Source organism: Sphingomonas sp. SORGH_AS_0950 (genome assembly GCF_030818415.1).
In the GTDB taxonomy this organism is placed as follows: Bacteria; Pseudomonadota; Alphaproteobacteria; order Sphingomonadales; family Sphingomonadaceae; genus Sphingomonas.
This window is the reverse complement of sequence record NZ_JAUTAE010000001.1, coordinates 1,469,660-1,490,890: the sequence shown is the minus strand read 5'-3', so window position 1 is coordinate 1,490,890 and position 21,231 is coordinate 1,469,660. Positions and strand designations below refer to the sequence as shown.

The 21,231-nt window shown below is 66.6% G+C and carries 18 protein-coding genes and 2 tRNA genes; 11 read left to right on the top strand and 9 right to left on the bottom strand.

The genetic code is table 11. The features are described 5' to 3' along the window. Positions 1-172: 172 nt before the first annotated feature. Positions 173-415, bottom strand: coding sequence for a hypothetical protein (locus QE385_RS06330; protein ID WP_307100131.1), 243 nt, complete (start codon positions 413-415; stop codon positions 173-175). Positions 416-423: 8 nt separating this feature from the next. Beyond that, the gene (locus QE385_RS06325) at positions 424-582 is read right to left on the bottom strand and encodes a hypothetical protein (RefSeq protein WP_307100127.1); all 159 of its coding nucleotides are present in this window, start codon (positions 580-582) and stop codon (positions 424-426) included. Between the two features lie 122 nt (positions 583-704). Between QE385_RS06325 and QE385_RS06320 the strand changes: the two genes are divergently transcribed. From QE385_RS06320 to QE385_RS06310, 3 genes are all read left to right on the top strand, one after another. Then, positions 705-789: transfer RNA gene (locus QE385_RS06320), tRNA-Leu, on the top strand. 59 nt (positions 790-848) lie between these two features. Beyond that, positions 849-2,504 carry a trigger factor gene (gene tig, locus QE385_RS06315; protein WP_307100125.1) on the top strand — a complete coding sequence of 552 codons (1,656 nt, stop codon included), beginning with the start codon at positions 849-851 and terminating at the stop codon, positions 2,502-2,504. 193 nt (positions 2,505-2,697) lie between these two features. Continuing rightward, on the top strand, positions 2,698-3,630 hold the full coding sequence (locus QE385_RS06310) for a glycosyltransferase family 2 protein (RefSeq protein WP_307100123.1): 933 nt from the start codon (positions 2,698-2,700) through the stop codon (positions 3,628-3,630). On the opposite strand, the gene QE385_RS06305 is transcribed toward QE385_RS06310, so the two are convergent. After that, complete coding sequence (locus tag QE385_RS06305; RefSeq protein ID WP_307100121.1) at positions 3,594-4,985, bottom strand: hypothetical protein; 1,392 nt, start codon at positions 4,983-4,985, stop codon at positions 3,594-3,596. The genes QE385_RS06310 and QE385_RS06305 overlap by 37 nt on opposite strands. A 165-nt stretch (positions 4,986-5,150) precedes the next feature. Here QE385_RS06305 and QE385_RS06300 point away from each other — a divergent pair, with 165 nt between their 5' ends. The 4 genes from QE385_RS06300 to QE385_RS06285 all read left to right on the top strand — a co-directional run bounded on the left by QE385_RS06300 (position 5,151) and on the right by QE385_RS06285 (position 9,214). Next, positions 5,151-5,837: an ATP-dependent Clp protease proteolytic subunit gene (locus QE385_RS06300; RefSeq protein WP_307100119.1), complete on the top strand. Its 687-nt coding sequence runs from the start codon at positions 5,151-5,153 to the stop codon at positions 5,835-5,837. Between the two features lie 112 nt (positions 5,838-5,949). Further along, positions 5,950-7,221: an ATP-dependent Clp protease ATP-binding subunit ClpX gene (gene clpX / locus QE385_RS06295; RefSeq protein WP_307100117.1), complete on the top strand. Its 1,272-nt coding sequence runs from the start codon at positions 5,950-5,952 to the stop codon at positions 7,219-7,221. Positions 7,222-7,381: 160 nt separating this feature from the next. Next, positions 7,382-7,891 carry a GNAT family N-acetyltransferase gene (locus QE385_RS06290; RefSeq protein ID WP_307100116.1) on the top strand — a complete coding sequence of 170 codons (510 nt, stop codon included), beginning with the start codon at positions 7,382-7,384 and terminating at the stop codon, positions 7,889-7,891. 195 nt (positions 7,892-8,086) lie between these two features. After that, entirely contained in the window at positions 8,087-9,214 is a 1,128-nt protein-coding gene (locus QE385_RS06285) for a calcium:proton antiporter (protein WP_307100114.1), read from the top strand. 361 nt (positions 9,215-9,575) lie between these two features. Here QE385_RS06285 and QE385_RS06280 read toward each other — a convergent pair whose 3' ends face one another. Further along, positions 9,576-11,333, bottom strand: a complete 1,758-nt coding sequence (locus QE385_RS06280) for a M1 family metallopeptidase (protein ID WP_307100112.1) — start codon at positions 11,331-11,333, stop codon at positions 9,576-9,578. 137 nt (positions 11,334-11,470) lie between these two features. Between QE385_RS06280 and lon the strand changes: the two genes are divergently transcribed. From lon to QE385_RS06260, 4 genes are all read left to right on the top strand, one after another. Then, on the top strand, positions 11,471-13,897 hold the full coding sequence (lon, locus tag QE385_RS06275) for an endopeptidase La (protein WP_307100110.1): 2,427 nt from the start codon (positions 11,471-11,473) through the stop codon (positions 13,895-13,897). A 201-nt stretch (positions 13,898-14,098) separates the two neighbouring features. After that, a complete protein-coding gene (locus QE385_RS06270; protein ID WP_042489856.1) occupies positions 14,099-14,371 on the top strand; it encodes an HU family DNA-binding protein in 273 nt (90 codons plus the stop codon). A 64-nt stretch (positions 14,372-14,435) separates the two neighbouring features. After that, positions 14,436-14,510, top strand: a tRNA-Val gene (locus QE385_RS06265). A gap of 432 nt (positions 14,511-14,942) precedes the next feature. Further along, the gene (locus tag QE385_RS06260) at positions 14,943-15,713 is read left to right on the top strand and encodes an EAL domain-containing protein (protein ID WP_307100107.1); all 771 of its coding nucleotides are present in this window, start codon (positions 14,943-14,945) and stop codon (positions 15,711-15,713) included. A gap of 10 nt (positions 15,714-15,723) precedes the next feature. Here the strand turns inward: QE385_RS06260 and QE385_RS06255 are convergent, their stop codons facing one another. From QE385_RS06255 to coxB, 5 genes are read right to left on the bottom strand one after another with little or no spacing between them, the layout of a single operon-like run. Then, entirely contained in the window at positions 15,724-16,758 is a 1,035-nt protein-coding gene (locus tag QE385_RS06255; RefSeq protein WP_307100105.1) for a c-type cytochrome, read from the bottom strand. After that, positions 16,755-17,333 carry a cytochrome c oxidase assembly protein gene (locus QE385_RS06250; protein WP_307100103.1) on the bottom strand — a complete coding sequence of 193 codons (579 nt, stop codon included), beginning with the start codon at positions 17,331-17,333 and terminating at the stop codon, positions 16,755-16,757. Before QE385_RS06250 ends, QE385_RS06255 begins: the two co-directional genes overlap by 4 nt. Continuing rightward, positions 17,330-17,707 (bottom strand): hypothetical protein, encoded by a 378-nt coding sequence (locus QE385_RS06245; RefSeq protein WP_307100101.1) that lies wholly within the window; start codon positions 17,705-17,707, stop codon positions 17,330-17,332. Before QE385_RS06245 ends, QE385_RS06250 begins: the two co-directional genes overlap by 4 nt. Continuing rightward, positions 17,704-20,214 carry a cytochrome c oxidase subunit I gene (gene ctaD, locus QE385_RS06240; protein ID WP_307100099.1) on the bottom strand — a complete coding sequence of 837 codons (2,511 nt, stop codon included), beginning with the start codon at positions 20,212-20,214 and terminating at the stop codon, positions 17,704-17,706. Before ctaD ends, QE385_RS06245 begins: the two co-directional genes overlap by 4 nt. Next, a complete protein-coding gene (coxB, locus tag QE385_RS06235; protein ID WP_307100097.1) occupies positions 20,211-21,179 on the bottom strand; it encodes a cytochrome c oxidase subunit II in 969 nt (322 codons plus the stop codon). The genes ctaD and coxB overlap by 4 nt, the downstream gene beginning before the upstream one ends. Positions 21,180-21,231 lie beyond the last annotated feature (52 nt).

The window sequence follows — 21,231 nt, the reverse complement described above, 5'->3', positions numbered from 1 at the left end:
CCCTCCCGCTTGCGGGAGGGGCGTGCTTTGGGCGGGTGAAATGCGCTGTCGTGAGCTTCGAATCTAGCGAACGGCCTTCGATAATCTTCTCGCCTTGCCGCAAGCTTCTCCCCTCCCGCAGGCGGGAGGGGCTGGGGGAGGGCAAGGGTGTCTCACCGAGACCGCTGCCGTGTTATTGCGCATCCAGATCCTGGTTCCGCACCACGCCGCCGGTCCCACCGACGCCGTCATGCTCGCCGCTGCTGGTGAACGTCACCGGTTCCTCGCCGCCTTCACCACGCTTGACCGCATCGGAGCGCGCCTCGACCGCCTGTTCGATATCGCTGCGCTCGTCCTCGCGCGGCGGGCTGTCGGGGTTGTTCTCCGGCGCCTCGGCGGGCGGGCTGTCGGGATGATTTTCGGGGTTGGTCGCCATCGTCTTCCTCAAATCTGCGGGGGCTGCTGCGTGCCGGGATCGCCGGGGCCGGTGCCGGGGGCGGGCTGGTCGATATCGGGGCCGGGCGGCACGATTTCGGGCGGGGGTGCGTCGGGCTGCGCGGGCTGGGTCGGCTGCGGGCTTTCGGGCGGGGGCTGGGTGGCCATTTTCGCTCTCCAATTCGGACTGGGGAGGGGATAAACGCATCGCGACCGCACATGTTGCCTGTTGTCCCTTGCCGAAGCCGCCCATGGTGATATAGACGCGCGCCCATCGGCGGTGTCCTCGTGCGGGCGTGGCGGAACTGGTAGACGCGCTGGATTTAGGTTCCAGTATCGTAAGATGTGGGGGTTCGAGTCCCTTCGCCCGCACCAGTCCCCGGTCAAAACGGGGCGACAGCCACACGGAATTTCTCCAGATTGAAGGCCTTTAGATGCAGACTGTCGAGACGCTGAACGAGGGGCTGAAGCGCGCCTACACGCTCACCATCACCGCCCAGGATATCGAGGGCAAGGTCGATGCCGAACTGAAGCGCATCGCTCCGCAGATGAAGATGCCCGGCTTCCGCCCCGGCAAGGTGCCCGCCAACCTGGTCCGCAAGATGCACGGCCCGGCGCTCCTCCAGGACGCGCTGAACACTGCGCTGCAGGAAGGCGTGCAGTCGCTGATCGTCGAGCAGGGCCTGCGCCCCGCGATGCAGCCACAGGTCGAGCTGGTCGGTGAGTATGAGCAGGGCAAGGATGCCACGCTGAACGTCACGCTCGAAGTGCTGCCGCAGGTCCCGACCCCCGCGATCGACGCGCTGAAGCTGGAGCGTCTGACCGTGGCCGTCGCCGACGAGGCGGTGGACGAACAGCTCCAGAAGTTCGCCGACCAGCAGAAGCGCTGGGACGATGCGGGCGACAAGGCCGCGGCCGAGGGTGACCAGGTCACCGTCGACTTCGTCGGCAAGACGGCTGACGGCGTCGCCTTCGAGGGCGGCTCGGGCGAGGACATGGCGGTCGAGATCGGCGCGGGTCGCCTGATCCCCGGTTTCGAGGACCAGCTGGTCGGCGTGAAGGCCGGTGAAGAGAAGCAGATCTCGGTCACCTTCCCCGAGGACTATCCCGCCAAGGATCTGGCCGGTCAGCCCGCGACCTTCGACCTGACGATCAAGTCGGTGAAGACCGCCGGCGAAGCCAAGATCGACGACGAGATGGCCAAGAATCTGGGCCTCGAGAGCCTGGAGCAGTTGCGCGGCCTGCTGAAGGGGCAGATCGAGCAGGAGCATAACGGCCTGACCCGCACCTATATGAAGCGCAAGCTGCTCGACCAGCTGGCCGATGGTCACGACTTCGAAGTGCCGCCGTCGATGGTCGAGGCCGAGTTCTCGCAGATCTGGGCGCAGCTCGAGCATGAAGCAACCCATGAGGAAGACCCCGAGGCCGCCAAGGCCGAGATGGAGAAGGAGCGCGACGACTATCGCAAGATCGCCGAGCGCCGCGTCCGTCTGGGCCTGCTCCTCTCGGAGATCGGCCAGGCGAACGGCGTCGAAGTGACCGCGCAGGAGATGAACCGCCTGATCGCGCAGGCCGCGCAGCAGTACGGCCCCGAGGATCGCCAGCGCTTCATCCAGTATATCCAGCAGGAGCCGATGGCCGCCGCCCAGCTGCGCGCCCCGCTCTATGAGGACAAGGTCGTCGACTTCCTGTTCGGCAAGGCCGAGATCACCGACCGCGAGACCACGCGCGAGGAACTGGAAGCCGCGATCGAGAGCGAGGACGGTTTCGCGACCGGCACGCACGTCCACAATCATGACCACGACCATGATCATGACCATGGCGCCAAGAAGTCGAAGGCGAAGGCCAAGAAGGCCGACGTGACCGAGGACGCCGCCGCCGAGGAAGGCGCCGAGGACGCGCCGAAGAAGGCGACCCGCGCCAAGAAGGCGGCTCCGGCCGAAGGCGAGGCGGATGCCGCCGAGGCGACCGAGGAAGCCCCGGCCAAGAAGCCGCGCGCCAAGAAGGCCGCTGCTCCGGCGGAAGGCGAGGCCGAGGCCGAAGCGCCCGCCAAGAAGCCCCGCGCCAAGAAGGCCGCGCCGACCGAGTAAGGACGGCATCGGACTTCGGTTCGTGAACCAACGGGGAAGGGCGGTCGCGCAAGCGGTCGCCCTTCCTGCGTGAAGGCCTTCTGTTCTTCCCCTTGCAGGGGTGTACGGGCTGTCCCGCCCGGCCGCATTGGCGCATAGGGGCTGTGGGTAGTGACGGGGGGCCGGATCGCCCGCCTTTTGACGAGGATAGGTTGTGAACGAACCCCGGATCGCGGTGCTGCTGCCCTGCTATAACGAAGAGGCCGCGATCGCGCAGACCATTGCGGGCTTCCGCGCCGCGCTGCCCTCGGCGACCATCTATGTCTATGACAATAACAGCCGGGATCGCACCGTGGAGGTGGCGCGTGCCGCCGGGGCGGTGGTCCGGTCGGAACGCATCCAGGGCAAGGGCGCGGTCGTGCGGCGGATGTTCGCCGATATCGACGCCGACATCTATGTCATGGCGGATGGCGATGCGACCTATGACGCGGCCTCCGCGCCGGGGCTGGTCGCGCGCATGGTCGAGGAGCAACTCGACATGGTGGTCGGCCAGCGGGTGAGCGAGGCCGAACTCGCCTATCGGCGCGGGCACCGCTTCGGCAATGCGATGCTGACCGGGATGCTGGCGCGACTGTTCGGGCGCAGCTTCTCCGACATTCTGTCGGGCTACCGCGTCTTCTCGCGTCGCTTCGTCAAGAGTTTCCCGGTCCTGTCGGTCGGCTTCGAGATCGAGACCGAGATCAGCGTCCATGCGCTGGAACTCAAAATGCCCTGCGCCGAGGTGGCGACCCCCTATTTCGCGCGGCCCGAGGGGTCGGCGTCGAAGCTGAGCACCTATTCGGACGGCTGGCGTATCCTGCGTACCATCATCAAGCTGTACCGGATCGAACGGCCGCTCTGGTTCTTCGGTGCGATCGCCGCGCTGTTCGCGGCAGCGGCCATCCTGCTCGCGGTGCCGTTGATCCTGACCTATCTCGACACGCATCAGGTGCCGCGCTTCCCGACCGCGATCCTGTCGACCGGGCTGATGCTGCTGGCGGCGCTGAACGTCTTTACCGGGCTGATCCTCGACACCGTGGTGCGCGGTCGGCAGGAGGTGCGGCGGCTGGCCTATCTGGCGCAGCCCGCCCCCGGCTCGGCGGGCTGAGCGGGCAGGGCGAGCGCGAACAGCGCAAAGCCGCTGGCGATCGTCCAGACCAGGGTCCGCTCCATGAACCAGGCATGGATCATGGTATGCTGCCAGAACAAGACGAGCATGGCGGCGATGGCGCCATTGGACAGTAGCAGCGCGACCACCCGCGCGCGCATCGCCGGGTCGGGACGGGCGAGCAGCCGCCGCGCGCCCCACATACCCGCCACCAGCGCGATCAGCACGACCGCGCCCGCCATTAGCGGCATTCCCGCCGCCAGCCCGTCAATGCCCTTGGCCAGTTGCCTTGCCATATGGACGATGCCCAGATCGGACGTCTCGCCATGCGAGGCGTCGAGGCCCAGCCGGACCTGAAGCTGCCCCGCATCCGCGCGTAACGCCCGGACGCCGAACACCTGCGCGACCAGCGCGATCTTGAGCGCCGCCATCGTCGCGATCGCGCCGAGATAGGCCGCCAGCGGCGCGACGGGCAGGGGGGCGAAGGCGCGTTCCTCGCCCGGCCTGGCGGCAAAGGCCAGGCCACCGATCACCGCCGCCAGCCCCAGCGGGATGCCGCCGGTCAGGAACTCGAAGGTCAGGGTCAGCGCGCCGAACAGCCCGGCGGTCAGCATCGCCAGGCGCGGCCCGATCCCGCGCCCCGTGCCCAGCACCGCCAGCATCAGCAGATAGCCGATCAGCACGATGTCCGCCGGACCATGGCCCAGCGACTGGCCATAGCTTTCCAGCCCGAACCCGCGTGCGAAGGCGAGGAAGACGATCAGCCAGAACAGCCCCTCCGCCCGCCGCCGTCCCCGCGCCAAGGCGATGAGCCCGGTGACGATCCCCGCCAGCACCAGCAGCGTCGACAGGCCGTGATAGATTCCCCGGATCGCCGCCACCGACAGTCGGGGCAGCAACAGCCGGGCGATCAGCGTGTGGCCATGGATATAGCGGTGATAATAGCCGGTCGTGCCCGTCCGCTCGCCCGCCAGGAAGCCGCGCAGGCTGCTGCACTGGGTCCGGGGTTCGACCGGCGGCGTGACCAGCGGGCTGACGGTCAGGGCGGTCGCACTGGCGTGCTGGTCGAGCGCAAGGCGTAGGATCAGGCAATCATTATATTGATGCCATCCGATCGCGGTATCGCCCTTCAGATAGTCGCGGTCCTGCAACGCACCCTCGGCAAAGGCCTGTCGGACATGCGCCCGCGCGCCGGGCAGATCGAGTCCGATCGCGGCGTGATTGGCCAGAAGGAACAGCAGGAACAGGACCGCGCCGATAACCGCCCCGCTCGCCGCGCCGAGAAGCAGCGCACGCGGTCGCATGACGCGAAGCGCCGTGGTCAGGGCCGGAGGCGGCGTTCGTGCCAACGTCATGATTTTGCCGGATACCGCCTCTCGCGTCCTTGCGCATCGGTCTAGCGTGCGCGCGCGTAAAAAAGGGTAAACGCTGCGTCGCGGCATGTGGGGCGGTCGCCGGGGCTTGAATATGCGCTGGCATCACGCGACATAGGGGCTCTTCTGGGCATAAGAGAGATATCCATGCACAATCCGTTCGAGACCGGCGATTTCGCGAGCCCGCTGGCACAGGCCGGCGTCGGGCTGCGGCAGACGCAGGCCGGTCTGGTTCCGATCGTCATCGAACAGTCGAACCGCGGCGAACGGTCGTTCGATATTTTCAGCCGTCTGCTGCGCGAGCGCATCATCTTCGTCACCGGCGGTGTCGAGGACGGGATGGCGTCGCTGATCTGCGCGCAGCTGCTGTTCCTCGAGTCGGAAAATCCGAAGAAGGACATCTTCATGTACATCAACTCGCCGGGCGGTGTCGTCACGGCGGGCATGGCGATCCATGACACGATGCAGTATATCCGGCCGCGCGTCGGCACGCTGTGCATCGGCCAGGCCGCCTCGATGGGCAGCTTCCTGCTGTCGGCGGGTGAGCCGGGCATGCGCGTGGCGACGACGAACAGCCGCATCATGATCCACCAGCCTTCGGGCGGGGCGCAGGGCATGGCCGCGGACATCGAGATCCAGGCGCGCGAGATCCTGCGCATGCGGCATTTCCTGAACTCGCTGTACGCCAAGTATACGGGCAAGCCGCTGGAGGAGATCGAGCGTGCGATGGACCGCGACAAGTTCATGGGCGCCGAGGAGGCCAAGGAATTCGGCCTGATCGACCAGGTGTTCGACAAGCGTCCGGTCCCGGCCGACGACGCGACGTCCGCGTAAGACGGGTCGTTCCGCGTGAACGGTTTATTTCGATTGTGACTTTATCGGGGTGCGGTACGATGCGCACCCCGGCAACGGTAGCGCACCGTTTGATGGGTGCGAGAGGTGATTGATGGACAAGGTGAGCGGTGGCAACTCGAAAAGCACCCTCTATTGCTCGTTCTGCGGCAAGTCGCAGCACGAGGTGCGCAAGCTGATCGCGGGGCCGACCGTCTTCATTTGCGACGAGTGCGTGGAGCTGTGCAACGACATCATCCGTGAGGAGACCAAGTCCGCTTTGGTGTCCAAGAAGGATGGTGGCGTGCCGACGCCGCAGGAAATCTGCAACGTGCTCGACGATTATGTCATCGGGCAAAAGCAGGCCAAGCGCGTCCTGTCGGTCGCGGTGCACAACCACTATAAGCGCCTCAACCACGGCGCGAAGGGCGCCGACGTCGAACTCGCCAAGTCGAACATCCTGCTCGTCGGCCCGACCGGCTGCGGCAAGACGCTGCTCGCGCAGACGCTGGCGCGCATCCTCGACGTGCCGTTCACCATGGCGGACGCGACGACGCTGACCGAGGCGGGCTATGTCGGCGAGGATGTCGAGAACATCATCCTCAAGCTGCTCCAGGCGTCGGATTACAATGTCGAGCGGGCGCAGCGCGGCATCGTGTACATCGACGAAATCGACAAGATCAGCCGCAAGGCCGAGAATCCCTCGATCACCCGCGACGTGTCGGGCGAGGGCGTCCAGCAGGCGCTGCTCAAGCTGATGGAAGGCACGACCGCCAGCGTTCCGCCGCAGGGCGGCCGCAAGCATCCGCAACAGGAATTCCTGCAGGTCGACACGACGAACATCCTGTTCATCTGCGGCGGCGCGTTCGCGGGTCTGGAAAAGATCATCGGCGACCGCCTGCAGGGCAAGTCGATCGGCTTCGGCGCCTATGTCGCGGCCCCCGAGGAGAAGCGGACCGGCGAATATCTGCGCCAGACCGAGCCCGAGGATCTGCTGAAGTTCGGCCTGATTCCCGAATTCGTCGGCCGTCTGCCGGTGATCGCGACGCTCGAGGACCTCGACATCGCGGCGCTGGTGAAGATCCTGTCCGAGCCGAAGAACGCGCTGGTGAAGCAGTATCAGAAGCTGTTCGAGATGGAGAATGTCGAACTCGACTTCACCGACGAGGCGCTGACCACGGTCGCCAAGAAGGCGATCGAGCGCAAGACGGGTGCGCGCGGGCTTCGCTCGATCCTGGAGGGCATCCTGCTCGACACCATGTTCGACCTGCCCGGCATGGACGGCGTCGACGAGGTGATGGTCGACAAGGACGTGGTCGAGGGCCGCAAGGAACCGATCCGCGTCTATGCCGAAAAGTCCAAGCAGAAGGACGGCGCGGCGGCCTGAACGCCGGCCCTGTGACCGATGCAAGAAAGCGGGCGCTTCCGAAAGGAGGCGCCCGTTTTTCATGAGGATCATGCGATGGCCGTGATGCGCGATGCGGTGGACGGGGACCGGGTGGCGGTGGCGCGGATGCTGGGCCGCGCCTTCGCCGACGATCCGGCCCATGTCCTATATCTTTCCCGATGCGGCCGACCGGGCGAAGCGCCTGCCGCGCCTGTTCGCGCTGTTGTTCGACAGCGATGCGGTCGGGATGCGGCTGGTGAGCCAGGGGGCGGATGCGGGCAGTTTCTGGCGGCCGCCCGGACAGGCGCAGGTGCCGACCATGGCCTTTGTCCGGCGGTTGATCCCGGTGCTGCACGCGCTGGGGGCGTCGCTGCCCCGCGCGATGCGGCTGGGCGATGCGGTGGAAGCGCATTTCCCGGCCGAGCCCTTCTGGTATCTGCACATTGCGGGCGTCGATCCGGCGCGGCAGGGGCGGGGGCTGGGCGGCGCGTCGATCCGGGCGGGACTGGCCAGATGCGACGCGGACGGCGTGCCCGCCTATCTGGAGACCGCGACCGAGAGCAATGTCGGGCTCTACACGCGGCTGGGGTTCGAGCTGATCGGGCCGTGGTCGGTCCCCAAAGACGGCCCGCGCTTCTGGTCGATGATGCGGCCGGTCGGGGGAACGTGAAGCCCGTCGCCTGAAGGGGTGGCCCCGCTATGTCAGCCATGCCGTCCCGCCGTGGGTGGACGATATTGGGCGGCGCGATCGGCAGTTGGTTGCGATCTCGCAATGAATCCCGCCCCGATCGGGAGCCAACAGGGTGGTTGGCGCATTGGCATGACAGGAATGTCATCATGCCATGACGAGGAGACCCGACCAGCCATGAGCGAACCCGATGCCATCGTTTCCCCCGGACAGAAGCGCGCGCTGCTCCAGCGTCTGTTGATGCCCTGGTGGACCCTGGTGTTCCCGTTGCTGGGGCTGCTGGCCATCGCCGTGTCGCTCTACAAAATGGGGACGGTGGGGGTGGTCGTCGCGGCGATCATTCTGTTCGGCTGCGTGCTGTCGGCGGTGCATCAGGCCGAGGTCGTCGCCCACCGGGTCGGTGAGCCGTTCGGTACGCTGGTACTCGCCGTCGCGGTGACGGTGATCGAGGTATCTCTGATCGTCAGTCTGATGCTGTCCGATGCCGGCGATGCCTCCAGCCTGGCGCGCGATACCGTGTTTGCGGCGATCATGATCATCCTCAACGGTATTGTCGGCCTCTGCCTGCTGGCGGGGGGCGTGCAGCATGGCGAGCAGCGCTTTTCGCTGCGCGGAGCCAGTTCGTCGCTGAACGTGCTGAGCGCGATGGTCGTGCTGTCGCTGGTCCTGCCCAATTACGTCTCGTCCGCGCCGGGGCCGACCTATGCGACCTCGCAGTTGGTCTTCGTCGCGATCGTCAGCGTCATCCTGTACGGGACGTTTGTGATGGTGCAGACGGTGCGGCACCGCGACTATTTCCTCCCCGCGCATGAGGACATGCCCGCCGACGCCCATGCCGAGCCGCCGACCAATGCGGCCGCCTGGGCGGCATTGGGGATGCTGCTGGTCGCGCTGGTCGGGGTGGTGCTGCTCGCCAAGGGGCTGTCGGGGATCGTCGAGGCGGCGATCCTGAACGCCGGGCTGCCGCTCGCCATCGTCGGCGTGGTCATCGCGGCGCTGGTCCTCGCGCCCGAAAGCCTGGCGGCGTACCGGGCGGCCAAGCGGAACCGGTTGCAGACCAGCCTCAACCTCGCGCTGGGCTCGGCGCTGGCCACGATCGGGCTGACCATTCCGGCGGTGGCGATCGTCTCGCTGATGCTCGGCCTGCCGCTCGCGCTGCGGATCGGGGCCAAGCAGATGATCCTGCTGGTGCTGTCGTTATTCACCATCACGCTGACGCTGGGCAATGGCCGGACCACCGTGCTGGGCGGCGCGGTGCATCTGGTGATCTTCGCGGCCTATCTGTTCGTGACGGTGGTGCCCTAAGACCGATCAACATTCAGCGATGCCTTTGCTTCCCTCGCCCCTCGCAGAGGGGAGAGGGTTGCGCAGACGAAAGCAAAGGCTTAGTCGGAGCTGGGTGAGGGGTGGGCGCTCGCGAAGCGAGCGCGCGAGCCCTTGGGCTCGCTCAACCCCTCACCCAAGCTGCGCTAGCCAGCAGGCTGGCAAGCTTCGCTGACCCTCTCCCCTGTCCAGGGGAGAGGGCAAGAAGACGTTAAGTCGGGCCCATCCATCCGTTCAGCCTGAGCGAAGTCGAAGGCCAAGGGAATCCGGTCGGACCGGGCACGCTTGGAACCTCGCTTAGCCCGTGGCCTTCGACTTCGCTCAGGCTGAACGGAGCGGGTGTTTAGTTTGGCTTCTTCTTGGCCGCCTGTTCCGCCTTCCACGCGCGGAACTGCTCGATCGCGACCGAGCGTTTCAGCACCTTCGCCCAGGGGTCGACCACGACGTGCGCATCTTCGGGAAGGGTCAAGGTGCCCATGCCGTCCGTCATCGGCAGCGTCTCGACCCTGTCGCCCACCTGCACCTCGACCGGCATCGGGAAAGGCCCGCCGCCCGGCACCTTCCATGTCAACGTCAGCCGGTTGCCGACCCGCGTCTCGACGATCTCGGGCAGCGCCGCCTGGCGCAGATAGACGTTGAAGAACCAGCCATAATCCTTGCCCGTGACCTGCCGGACAAAGCCCTCATATTCCTTGGTCGAGCCATAGCGCGGCGTGAAATTCCCCGGCTTGGGATCGGTGCGGCCATAGACGGCAAGCCGCGTCACGTCCCAAAAGGCCTTGTCGCCGATCAGGTTGCGCAGGGTGTGGAGCATCCACGACCCCTTCATATAGATGTCCAGGCCGGGGCCGCCCTTGGCGTCTTCATAGACGTCCTGCTCGGTCATGCTGCGATCATGAACGATGGGCGACTTGTTCGCGATCTGGCCGCGCTGGGCATCCATCATCACCGCATAGCGCGCCTCGCCCTCGCGCCAGCGGCCATAGCTGGGCTGCATGTAACTGCCATAGCCTTCGTGCAGCCAGAAATCGTCCCAGTCGACATTGGTCAGCTGGTTGCCGAACCATTCATGGCTGAACTCGTGCTGGAACAGCCAGTCGAACCCCTCGGGCGCCTTGGCATATTCATTGCCGTACGCGTTGATCGTCTGGTGCTCCATGCCCTTGTGCGGGGTTTCGACCACCCCCAGCTTCTCGTCGCCAAAGGGGAAGGGGCCGACCGTCGATTCGAAGAAATCCAGCGTCGGCGCGAACTCGGCGAACAGGCCTTCGGCCTTTTGCTTCTCGCCGGGCAGATACCAGTAGAACATCGGGATCGTGTTGCCGAAGCGGCTCTTGTAGCGGCCCTGCACCACCTCATAGGGTCCGACGTTCAGCGCGATGGCATAGGTGTTGGGATGCTTGGTCCGCCAGTTCCAGCGGGTGCGCCCGTCGGGCAGCGTGTCGACGCCCAGCAGCACGCCGTTGGACGGCGCCTTCAACCCCTTGGGCACGGTGATGTGCAGCGTGACGACGCCCGGCTCGCCCATCGGATAGTCGAGGCAGGGCCAGAACAGGTCGCAGCCATAGCCCTGCGTCGTCGTCGCGAACCAGGGCCGCCCGTCGGGCGTCTTGGCCCAGACCACGCCGGTATCCCAGGGCGCCCGCACCGCGACATGCGGCGTGCCGCCATAGGTGATCCTGGCGCTGACCTTCTGTCCGGCGCGAAGCGGGCGGGGCAGGGTGACGACCAGCTGCCCCTCCGGATTGGACCATGCGGCGGGCTTGAGCGGCTTGCCGTCGATCGCGATCGCCTTGACCGGCAGATTGCGGTCGAGATCGATCACCAGCCGCGCCAGCGGCGACTTTGCGGTAAAGTCCAGCACGGCAATGCCGTTCAATTCCCGTGTGTCCGGCAGAATCTCGAACGACAGGTCGGCGCTGTCGAACCGCATGGCCCGTTGCTCGGGCGGGCGAACGCCGCCCGATACCATGGTCTGGGCGGTCAGCGGCGGCTCGCCCTTGCCGGGTAAGCCCTTGGGGCTCTGGGCAAAGGCGGTCGCGGCCCCACAGAGCAGCGAGGAGGCGAACAGCGCAGCGACGACATTCCGTATACGATTCATGCGGCATGGTGTCGCGCAACGCCGACGGCTTGGCAAGCCGTCGATCGATCCACTGATCGCACCGACGATTGATGGAACGGCAACCCTCCCCATATAGTGTGATGAAGAGGCCCCGGTCGGGGCCGACCGGAGTTTGCATGAACCAGTCCTATCCCGTCCTTCCGCTGCGTGACATCGTCGTATTCCCGCACATGATCGTCCCCCTGTTCGTCGGTCGCGACAAATCGGTCGCGGCGCTCGAGGCGGCGATGGCGGCGGACAAGGAGATTTTCCTGGTCGCCCAGCTCGATCCCGCCGAGGACGATCCGGCGCGCGAGGATCTGTATGAGATCGGCGTCACCGCCACCGTCCTGCAACTGCTCAAGCTGCCCGACGGCACCGTCCGCGTGCTGGTCGAGGGCAAGGTGCGCGGTCGCCTGGCCGAGCTGGACGAATCGGGCGCCTTCCTGACCGCCACGATCGACGCGACCCCGGTCGAGGCCGACGAGGCCGCGCTGGAAGAGCAGGACCATGACATGAAGGCGCAGATCGCCGCCCTCATGCGCTCGGTGGTCGACCAGTTCGAGAATTACGCCAAGCTCAACCGCAAGCTGCCCGCCGAGACCGCGGTGCAGCTGGCCGAGATCGAGGATGCCTCGCAGCTGGCCGATGCCGTCGCCGCCAACATCTCGGTCAAGGTCGCCGACAAGCAGGCGCTTCTGGTGGAGACCGATCCGGCCAAGCGGCTGGAGATGGCCTATGCCCTGATGGAAGGCGAACTCGGCGTCCTGCAGGTCGAGAAGAAGATCAAGAGCCGCGTCAAGCGCCAGATGGAGAAGACGCAGCGCGAATATTATCTCAACGAGCAGCTCAAGGCGATCCAGCGCGAGCTGGGCAATGAGAGCGAGGACGGCGACGGCGACGAGATCGCCGAGCTGACCCAGAAGATCGCGACGCTCAAGCTGTCCAAGGAAGCGCGGACCAAGGCGACCGCCGAGCTGAAGAAGCTGAAGACCATGGCGCCGATGAGCGCCGAGGCGACCGTCGTGCGCAACTATCTCGACGTGCTGCTGGGTCTGCCCTGGGGCAAGAAGTCCAAGGTCAAGAAGGACATTGCGGCGGCGCAGGCGATCCTCGACCAGGATCATTATGCGCTGGAGAAGGTGAAGGACCGGATCGTCGAATATCTCGGCGTGCAGGCGCGCACCAACAAGCTGAAGGGGCCGATCCTGTGCCTCGTCGGCCCGCCGGGCGTCGGCAAGACCTCGCTGGGCCAGTCGATCGCCAAGGCGTGCGGGCGCGAGTTCATCCGCCAGTCGTTGGGCGGCGTGCGCGACGAGGCCGAGATTCGCGGCCACCGCCGGACCTATATCGGCTCGCTGCCGGGCAAGATCGTGACCAACCTGAAAAAGGCCGGCACGTCCAACCCGCTGTTCCTGCTCGACGAGATCGACAAGCTGGGCCAGGATTTCCGCGGTGACCCCGCCTCGGCGCTGCTGGAGGTGCTGGACCCCGAACAGAACGCCAAGTTCAACGATCACTATCTGGAGATCGACATCGATCTGTCGGACGTGATGTTCGTGTGCACCGCGAACACGCTCAACCTGCCGCAGCCGCTGCTCGACCGCATGGAGATCATCCGACTGGAGGGCTATACCGAGGATGAGAAGGTCGAGATCGCCGAGCGCCATCTGGTCGCCAAGCAGGTCGAGACCCATGGCCTGAAGGACGGCGAGTTCACGCTGACGCAAGACGGCCTGCGTGCGCTGATCCAGCGTTACACCCGCGAGGCGGGCGTGCGTACCCTGGAGCGTGAGATCGCGCGTCTCGCCCGCAAGGCGCTGCGCCAGATTCTGGAGGGCAAGGCGACGTCGGTGACGATCACGCCCGAAAACCTCCACGAATTCGCGGGCGTGCAGAAGTATCGCCATGGCCTGTCCGAACAGGAGGATCAGATCGGCGCGGTCACGGGTCTCGCCTGGACCGAGGTGGGCGGCGAGCTGCTGACCATCGAATCGGTGACGGTGCCGGGCAAGGGCCAGGTGAAGACCACCGGCAAGCTGGGCGACGTCATGAAGGAATCGGTCCAGGCCGCCTTCAGCTTCGTCCAGGCGCGCAGCCCCAGCTTCGGGATCAAGCCGTCGCTGTTCCACCGCAAGGATATCCATATCCACCTGCCCGAGGGCGCGGTGCCCAAGGATGGCCCGTCGGCGGGTATCGGCCTGGTCACCTCGATCGTCTCGACGCTGACCGGGATCGCGGTGCGCAAGGATGTGGCGATGACCGGCGAGGTCACGCTGCGCGGCCGCGTGCTGCCGATCGGCGGCCTGAAGGAAAAGCTGCTTGCGGCGCTGCGGGGCGGGATCACCACCGTCCTCATCCCGCAGGAGAATGAGAAGGATCTGGCCGACATCCCGGCCAATATCCGCGAGGGCTTGAAGATCGTGCCGGTCGCGCATGTCGACGAGGTGCTGCGCCTGGCGCTGGTCGGGCCGCTGGAGGCGATCGACTGGACCGATGCGGACGAGCTGGCGGCACTGCCGCCCGCGCCGATCCCGGCGGTCGGGGGCGAACGCCACCACTGATCGTCGCATCGCAGGGGCCGTCCGTCGAAGGAGGGGCGGCCCTTGTCATCGTCCTGACACGGGCTTCTGTTTGCGCGATCCTTCGCTTTTGCGGGAAACGGGGGTTTGACAGCGCCGCCGGGTCCGGCATTATCGGCACTTTGATATTCGGGCGTCAGCAGTTAGGCTCGTTTTAATATCGGGATCATAGGGGGTTATGGAATGAACAAGCAGGAGCTGATCGCCACCGTCGCCGACTCCTCAGGGCTGGCGCGCGGGGATGCGGTCAAGGCCGTGGATGCCGTGTTCGAATCGATTACCGCCGCGCTGAAGAAGGGGGACGAGGTCCGCCTGGTCGGTTTCGGCACCTTTTCGGTGTCCAAGCGCAAGGCGTCGACCGGCCGCAACCCCCGCACTGGCGAGCCGATGACGATCAAGGCGTCGTCGCAGCCCAAGTTCAAGCCGGGCAAGCTGCTCAAGGACTCGGTGAACTGATTTTCTCGATTTTGGGGCTGGACAGGCGGTTCGCCGCCGCCTAAAGGCGCCTCTCCCGGTTACCGGGCGCGTAGCTCAGCGGTAGAGCACACCCTTCACACGGGTGGGGTCACAGGTTCAATCCCTGTCGCGCCCACCATGCAAATGGCAATGGCCGCCCGTCTCTTCCCCGCCGGAAGATGATCGGGCGGCCATTTTGCATTGGCGAAAACGCCGCGCGCGATGCTGTCGGCAACGGCTTCGCCCTCGCGCCTCGACCACGACGACATTGCGCCGCGCCCATGCGAGCCCCTCCCCTTCAGGGGAGGGGTTGGGGTGGGGCATCGCCACGAACCGGACGCTTGCGAAGGCGCCCCACACCGGGCTGTCATCCGAGGACGGCAATCTCCCTGTCATCCTCACCAGAGAACAGAAAATATCGCCGCATCATAAGATGATGCCGATGGCGGTCGATGATTCCCCCCAAGCATTATGAATATTCCAGCCGCTCGCATGGCTATGTCGGCAAGGCTCCGACAATTAACGGCGATTTAGTGGCTTTGCCCTATGCTTTCGGGCGAAGGAGATTGCCATGCAGCCGGGGTATCGCCGCTCTCACACCGAATATGCCGTCTTTCCCATGGCCATGGCGTTTCAGCCGATCATGGACGTCTCGACCGGCCGACCCATGGCCTATGAGGCGCTGGTCCGGGGCAGCAAGGGAGAAAGCGCCGCGAGCATCCTGGCCAAGGTGACGCCGGACACGCTCTATGCCTTCGACCAGCAATGCCGGGTGACCGCGATCGAGGGGGCGGTGGCCGCCGGGCTGCTCGACGGCGATGCGCGGCTGGCGATCAACTTCCTGCCGGCCACGGTCTATTGTCCGATCGCCTGCCTTGAGCCCACGCTGGAGACCGCGCGGCGACTGAACCTGCCGCCCGAACGGTTGATCTTCGAGTTTTCGGAGCGCGCCGATCCGGGCGACGGTGCGGCGTTGAAGACGATCCTCGATACCTATTCGCATATGGGCTTCGGCACCGCGATCGACGATTTCGGCGCGGGGCAGGCCGGGCTGACGCTGCTGGGGCAGGTCAGGACCGATTATATCAAGCTCGACATGGCGCTGATCCGCGGGATCGACGAGGCGATGCCGCGCCGCATGATCGTGGAAGGGGTCATCCGCATCGCCGACAAGATGGGCATGGCCGTCATGGCCGAGGGGGTCGAGACGCTCGGCGAATATGACACGCTGCGCCGCCTGGGCGTCCGCTATATGCAGGGCTATCTGTTCGCGCGGCCCGGCTTCCGGTGCCTGCCGCCCGGCATGGTCCCCGAGGAACCATCCTGGGCGGCGATGGGCTGAGCCGCCCCGGTCAGCGGGGCTCGCCTTCGCCAGCCAGATAGCGGGCCAGCGGGTCGATCATCTCCTTGGGGATGCGTCGTGCGATGACGGGCATGGTCGCATGGCTCTTGCGCGCATCGACGACATTCTTGTCGCCCTGCCAGTGGCGGAGCCGCGCGGCGATATAGCTGGCGCGTTGTCCGGCGATCACCGGATAGGGCTTGCCGGGCGCGTGGCAGCTGGCACAGGCGGGCAATTGGCGCTCGGGCAGGCCCTGCGTCACGATCCGCGCCGCCGCCGCGTCACCGGAAGGACGCCCGCCAAGCCCCGGCATGGCGGCGAAACGGCGCGCGGCGGTCTGCATCGCGATGGGGTCCATCCGCATCGCGACCTGCTGCATCACCGCGCTCGACCGGGTGCCGTTCGCATAGCCCTGAAGCGCGGCGAGGAGATAGGCGGGGTTCTGTCCGCCCAGGATCGGAATGTCGGGGCTCCCGCGTCCGCGACCATCGGTGCCGTGGCAGCCGGTGCAATTGTCCGGATCGACCGCCGGCGACGCCTCGGCCACCAGCGCGCGATACTGGGCCGGGGTCATGTCGGGCAGGCGGCGGACAAAGGCGACCATGCGCCGCACCTCGTCCGGCCGGTCCTGCACCGCCCAGGCGGGCATGCCGGTATATTTGACGCCGTGCTGCAGGATCCAGAACAGCTGCCGGTCGGTCCATTCGCGCGCATTGACCGCCAGATCGGGGGCGGGCGGGGTGGCCGCCTGCATGACGGGGGCGGGCTTCTGGCCGGGGGCCCCGTGGCAGACCGCGCAGGCATTGGCGAAATGCCCCGCCGCGCTGACCAGCCCGCTGGCCTCGGCGGGGTCCTTGGGCGAGGAGAAGGCCGCATGGGTGCGCACCGAGTTGCGCATCGCCCAGTGCAGGAACCAGTCGGTGATCGCCCAGTGTCCGCTCGACGCGGCCAGGTTCATGACCCCCGACCAGGCAAAGGCCATGCCCAGCGCGAACAGGCCGATCAGCGTCGCGACGACGCGTTTCCAGGTGATGCGGATCGTCATGCGTGCGCCTCCTGCCGGACCTGAAGCAAGCGGCCGAGCATCGCGAGACCTCCGCACAGATAGGCGATGCCGCCGACCAGCAGCATGATGACGCCCGCCAGCTGCTGATCCTCCAGTGCGCCCGCGCCGTGATGGCTGTAGAGCGGGCGCGGGGCGAGCCCGATCAGCGCGCCGAGCAAGGTCATATGCATCGAGGTGACGAGCAGCGCGGCAACCCCGCTCGCGCGGTGGCGCGGCGCCAGCACGGCGGACCAGAGCCAGAGGCCCGCGATCAGGAAACTCGCCTGCTCGATGGCCAGCCAGACCGGCTGGTGATCGGCCAACCGCCGGAGCGCGGGCACATGCCAGCCCCAGACCACGACCGCCTCGACCAGCGCGGCGACCATCGGGCTGGCGAGACGTGGCCAGCGCTCGGCGGGGTCGAGGGCATGGCCCTGCAGCCCCAGCGCGACGAGCGGCGCGGCGATCGCCACCGCGATCATGTGCGCGGCCATATGCCCGGTCATGCCCAGCGGGCTGAGCATCCAGCCCAGCGGCAGCAGCGCGAGGCCCGCGATCAGCATGCCGCGCCTCACCGGCAATCCCCCAGCATGAGGACCGGCAACGCGGTGAAGACCACCGCGATGAAGCTCAGCCCAGCCAGTAGCAGCGTCGAATAGGCCAGGAATCGCAGCCGATCGATGTCGGTCCCTTCATTGTGCGGCGGGGGATCGCCCGGCGTGCGCGACTGCTGCCACGCGATCAGCCCCGAGGCGACGATGATCACCAAGGCGACCGCCGTGGCGATGGCAAAGACGGTGGGGAACAGCGCCCATTCGCCGATCTTGGCGCAGGAGACGGCCGCCCAGAGATAGGAGAGCAGGAAATGCACCGCCCAGACGGTCGGCGGCACGATCAGCGTCCATAGCGTGACGCGCAGCCGGTGCGCGCGCTTCAGCCAGCGCCTCACAGCCCCGTCTCCGGAAACAGCCCGACCGTCAGATAGGTGACGATCGCGGTCAGCGCGAAGAAATGCGCATAGACGGTGATGTTGCGGATGTCGGCATCATGGATGGGCGTCATCCGGCCCGCCAGGCTGCGAGCCAGCGTATAGAGCTGCATGACGACCATGACGGCGGCGTGGACGACGGTCCAGACGACCAGCACCCATACGATCGCCGGATAGACATTGGCCTCGGGGTCGAGCCCGCTCAGGCTGGCGAGCCCGGCGAACAGGCTGGCCCCCGCCGCGCCCGCGCCGATCAGCAGCAGCAGGCGCGCCGCCGCGACACTGCCTCGCGCATGAACCTCGCGTGCCGCCAGCGTCGCCGCCCAACTGCCCAGCGACAGTCCCAGCGCCAGCATCGGCCCGCCGATCCCCGGCCCGTCGAACCCGGCGCCGAAATCGGGGTGGATCGTCCAGTAGAAATAATATCCGAAGACCAGTCCCGAAAAGGCGGTCGCGTCGGCCATCATCGTGATGAACATCGCCCACCATCCCGGCGCGGCGGGCCCCGAGATATAGAGCGGCATGCGCATGCCGTGACCGATCGGCTTTTCGGGCTTTTCGGGAATCTCGGCGGTATCCCACAGCCACCAGACGATCGCCGCCAGCGTCACCACCCCGAACAGCGCGGCGAGCCAATAGAGGTGATAGGTGGTCAGGATGAACACCGCGCCCAGCGCCACGGCGGTCGCCATCGGCTTGACGCTGGGCGTGCCCAGCCGGATCACCGAGACGGGCTTGGCGTCGAGGACCGAGGTGATGATCGTCTCGCGGCGGCCTTCCTCGGCATCGGGCAGGAAGAAGCGGCCCTCATCGACCTTGGCGACGAAATCCTTCTGGTCCCAGATCGGATAGCGGCTCTCGATCAGCGGGACCGAGCGGATGCCCCAATCCTCGTCATCCGGGTGCGCCAGCCATTCCAGCGTGCCCGCATTCCACGGATTGCGCGGGGCCTTGGCGCGGGTGGGGGAGAGGGCAAGGTCGACGACCAGCACGAGGACGCCCGTCGCGAACAGATAGGAGCCTGCCGTCGACGCCAGGTTGAGCCAGCCGATATTGAGCTCGGCCGGATAGGTGAAGACCCGGCGCGGCATCCCCTCCAGCCCCGACAGATGCATCGGGAAGAAGGTCAGGTTGACCCCGACGAACATGATCCAGAAGGCGGTCCGCCCCAGCCGGTCGGATAGTTTCTTGCCGGTGATCAGGGGCCAGTAATAATAAAGCCCGCCGAACAGCGGCAGCAGCGTGCCGCCGATCAGCACGTAATGCAGGTGCGCGACGACGAAATAGGTGTCATGCGCCTGCCAGTCGAACGGCGCGACCGCGACCATCACCCCGGTCAACCCGCCGATGACGAAGATGGCGAGGCTGCCCGATGCGTAGAGCAGCGGCGTCGACCATTTGACCTTGCCCGCCCATAGCGTGGCGATGAAGGCGAAGATCTGCACGCCGGTCGGGATGGCGACCGCCTCGGACGCGGCGGAGAAGAAGGCCAGGCTGATCTTGGGCAGGCCGGTCGCGAACATGTGGTGGACCCACAGGCCGAACGACAGGAAGGCGGTGCCAACCGCCGCCAGCACGATCCAGGGGTAGCCGAGCAGATGCCGCTGGGCGAAGGTCGGGATCATCATCGCGAACAGCGCGATGGAGGGCAGGAAGACGATATAGACTTCCGGATGGCCGAAGATCCAGAACAGGTGCTGCCACAGCAGCGGATCGCCCCCGCGCGCCGCATCGAAGAACGGCCAGTTCAGCAGCCGCTCCATCTCGAACAACAGGTCGCCCGCGATCAGCGGTGGGAAGGCGAACAGGATCATCACCGCCACGACCAGTATGTACCAGGCATAAAGCGGCATCAGGTTCAGCCGCATCCCCGGCGGGCGGCATTTCAGCACGCCGACGATCAGCTCGACCGCGGCGGCGACCGACGACACCTCGATGAAGGACAGGCCCAGCATCCAGATATCGGCGCCCAGCCCCGACAGGTCGGTGCGGGTGGTCAGCGGCGGATACATGAACCAGCCGCCATCGGGGGCGGCGTTGAAGAAGATCGAGCCGGAGACGAAGACGCCGCCGATCAGGAAGCTCCAATAGCCAAAGGCCGACAGGCGCGGAAAGGGCAGGTCGCGCGCGCCGAGCAGCTGGGGCAGCAGGATGATCGACACCGCCTCGAACATCGGCACGGCGAACAGGAACATCATCACCGAGCCGTGCAGCGTGAACAGCTGGTTGAAGGTGTTCGCCGAGACAAGGTCGTTGTCGGGCACCGCCAGCTGGGTCCGCATGATGAGCGCCAGCACCCCGGCGAACAGCATGAAGCCGAAGGCGGTCAGCGTGTACCACACGCCGACCCGGTTGTTGTTGGTGTCGGTCCAGCGCAGGAACAGGCCGCTCGGCGGCTTCCATACCGCGCGAAGCCTCTCCTCCTGCGCGGCGCGGAGGGCGGGATCGTCCTGGGCGTGGAGACTCATTTCAGGCCTTGCAGATAGCGGGTGAGGGCCATGGCCTGATCCTGCGACAGTTGCGGGAAGGACGGCATACGGACGCCCGGCTTGGTCTTTTGGGGGTGCCGGATGAACCCTGCGACATTGGCGGGGGTCATCGGCAGGATGCCCGCCGCCAGCGTGCGGCGCGATCCGAAATGGGTGAGGTCGGGGCCGATCCGCGTCCGCGCGGTCACGCCCGCGACCGTGTGGCAGCCGCCACAGCCATTGGCGGCGAACAGCCGCGCGCCCTCGCTATCGCTTGCCACCGCCGGGCGGCGCTGCCCGGCCAGCCAGGCGTCGAACGCGGCGGGGGGCATGGCGATGACGTCGAACGCCATCAGCGCATGGGACAGGCCGCAGAATTCGGCGCATTGCCCGCGGTAGCGGCCCGGCTTGTCCGCGCGGACGATCAGCGTGTTGGTGCGGCCGGGGATCATGTCCATCTTGCCCGCCAGCCCCGGAATCCAGAAGCTGTGCACCACATCGCCGGCGCCCAGCCGGAAGGCGACGGTGCGGCCGGTGGGGATGCGGATCTCGTTGGCGCTCTCGACCGGGGTCCCGGCGGCGGGGCGATAGGTGACGCGCCACCAGAATTGCTCGCCATCGACCGCGATCTGCAGGTCGGCGGGCGCGACCGGGCGCGGGCGCATATAGGGAAGCGAATAGGCGAGCAGCCCGAGCAGGACGATCGTCGGGATGATCCCGCCCAGCCACAGCACGATCCGCATCCCGCCTCGATGGCTGATCGCCCCCTCGGGCGCGCGGACGGCATGGCGCATCAACAGCGCGACCGCCGCCGCGATCACCACCGCGCCGACCAGCATGATGATGAAAAGATGGCGAATATCGAGCGCATCCGCGCCGAACGGGGCCAGGGTCGACTGATGCGCATTGCATCCGGCCAGCAGGCTGGCCGCCGCAATCGTTCCGATGATGCTAGTCCCCCGCATCCCGCCCGAACGCTTCGGTCGCGAAACGGTTCATGCGATCTTCATCCAAGCG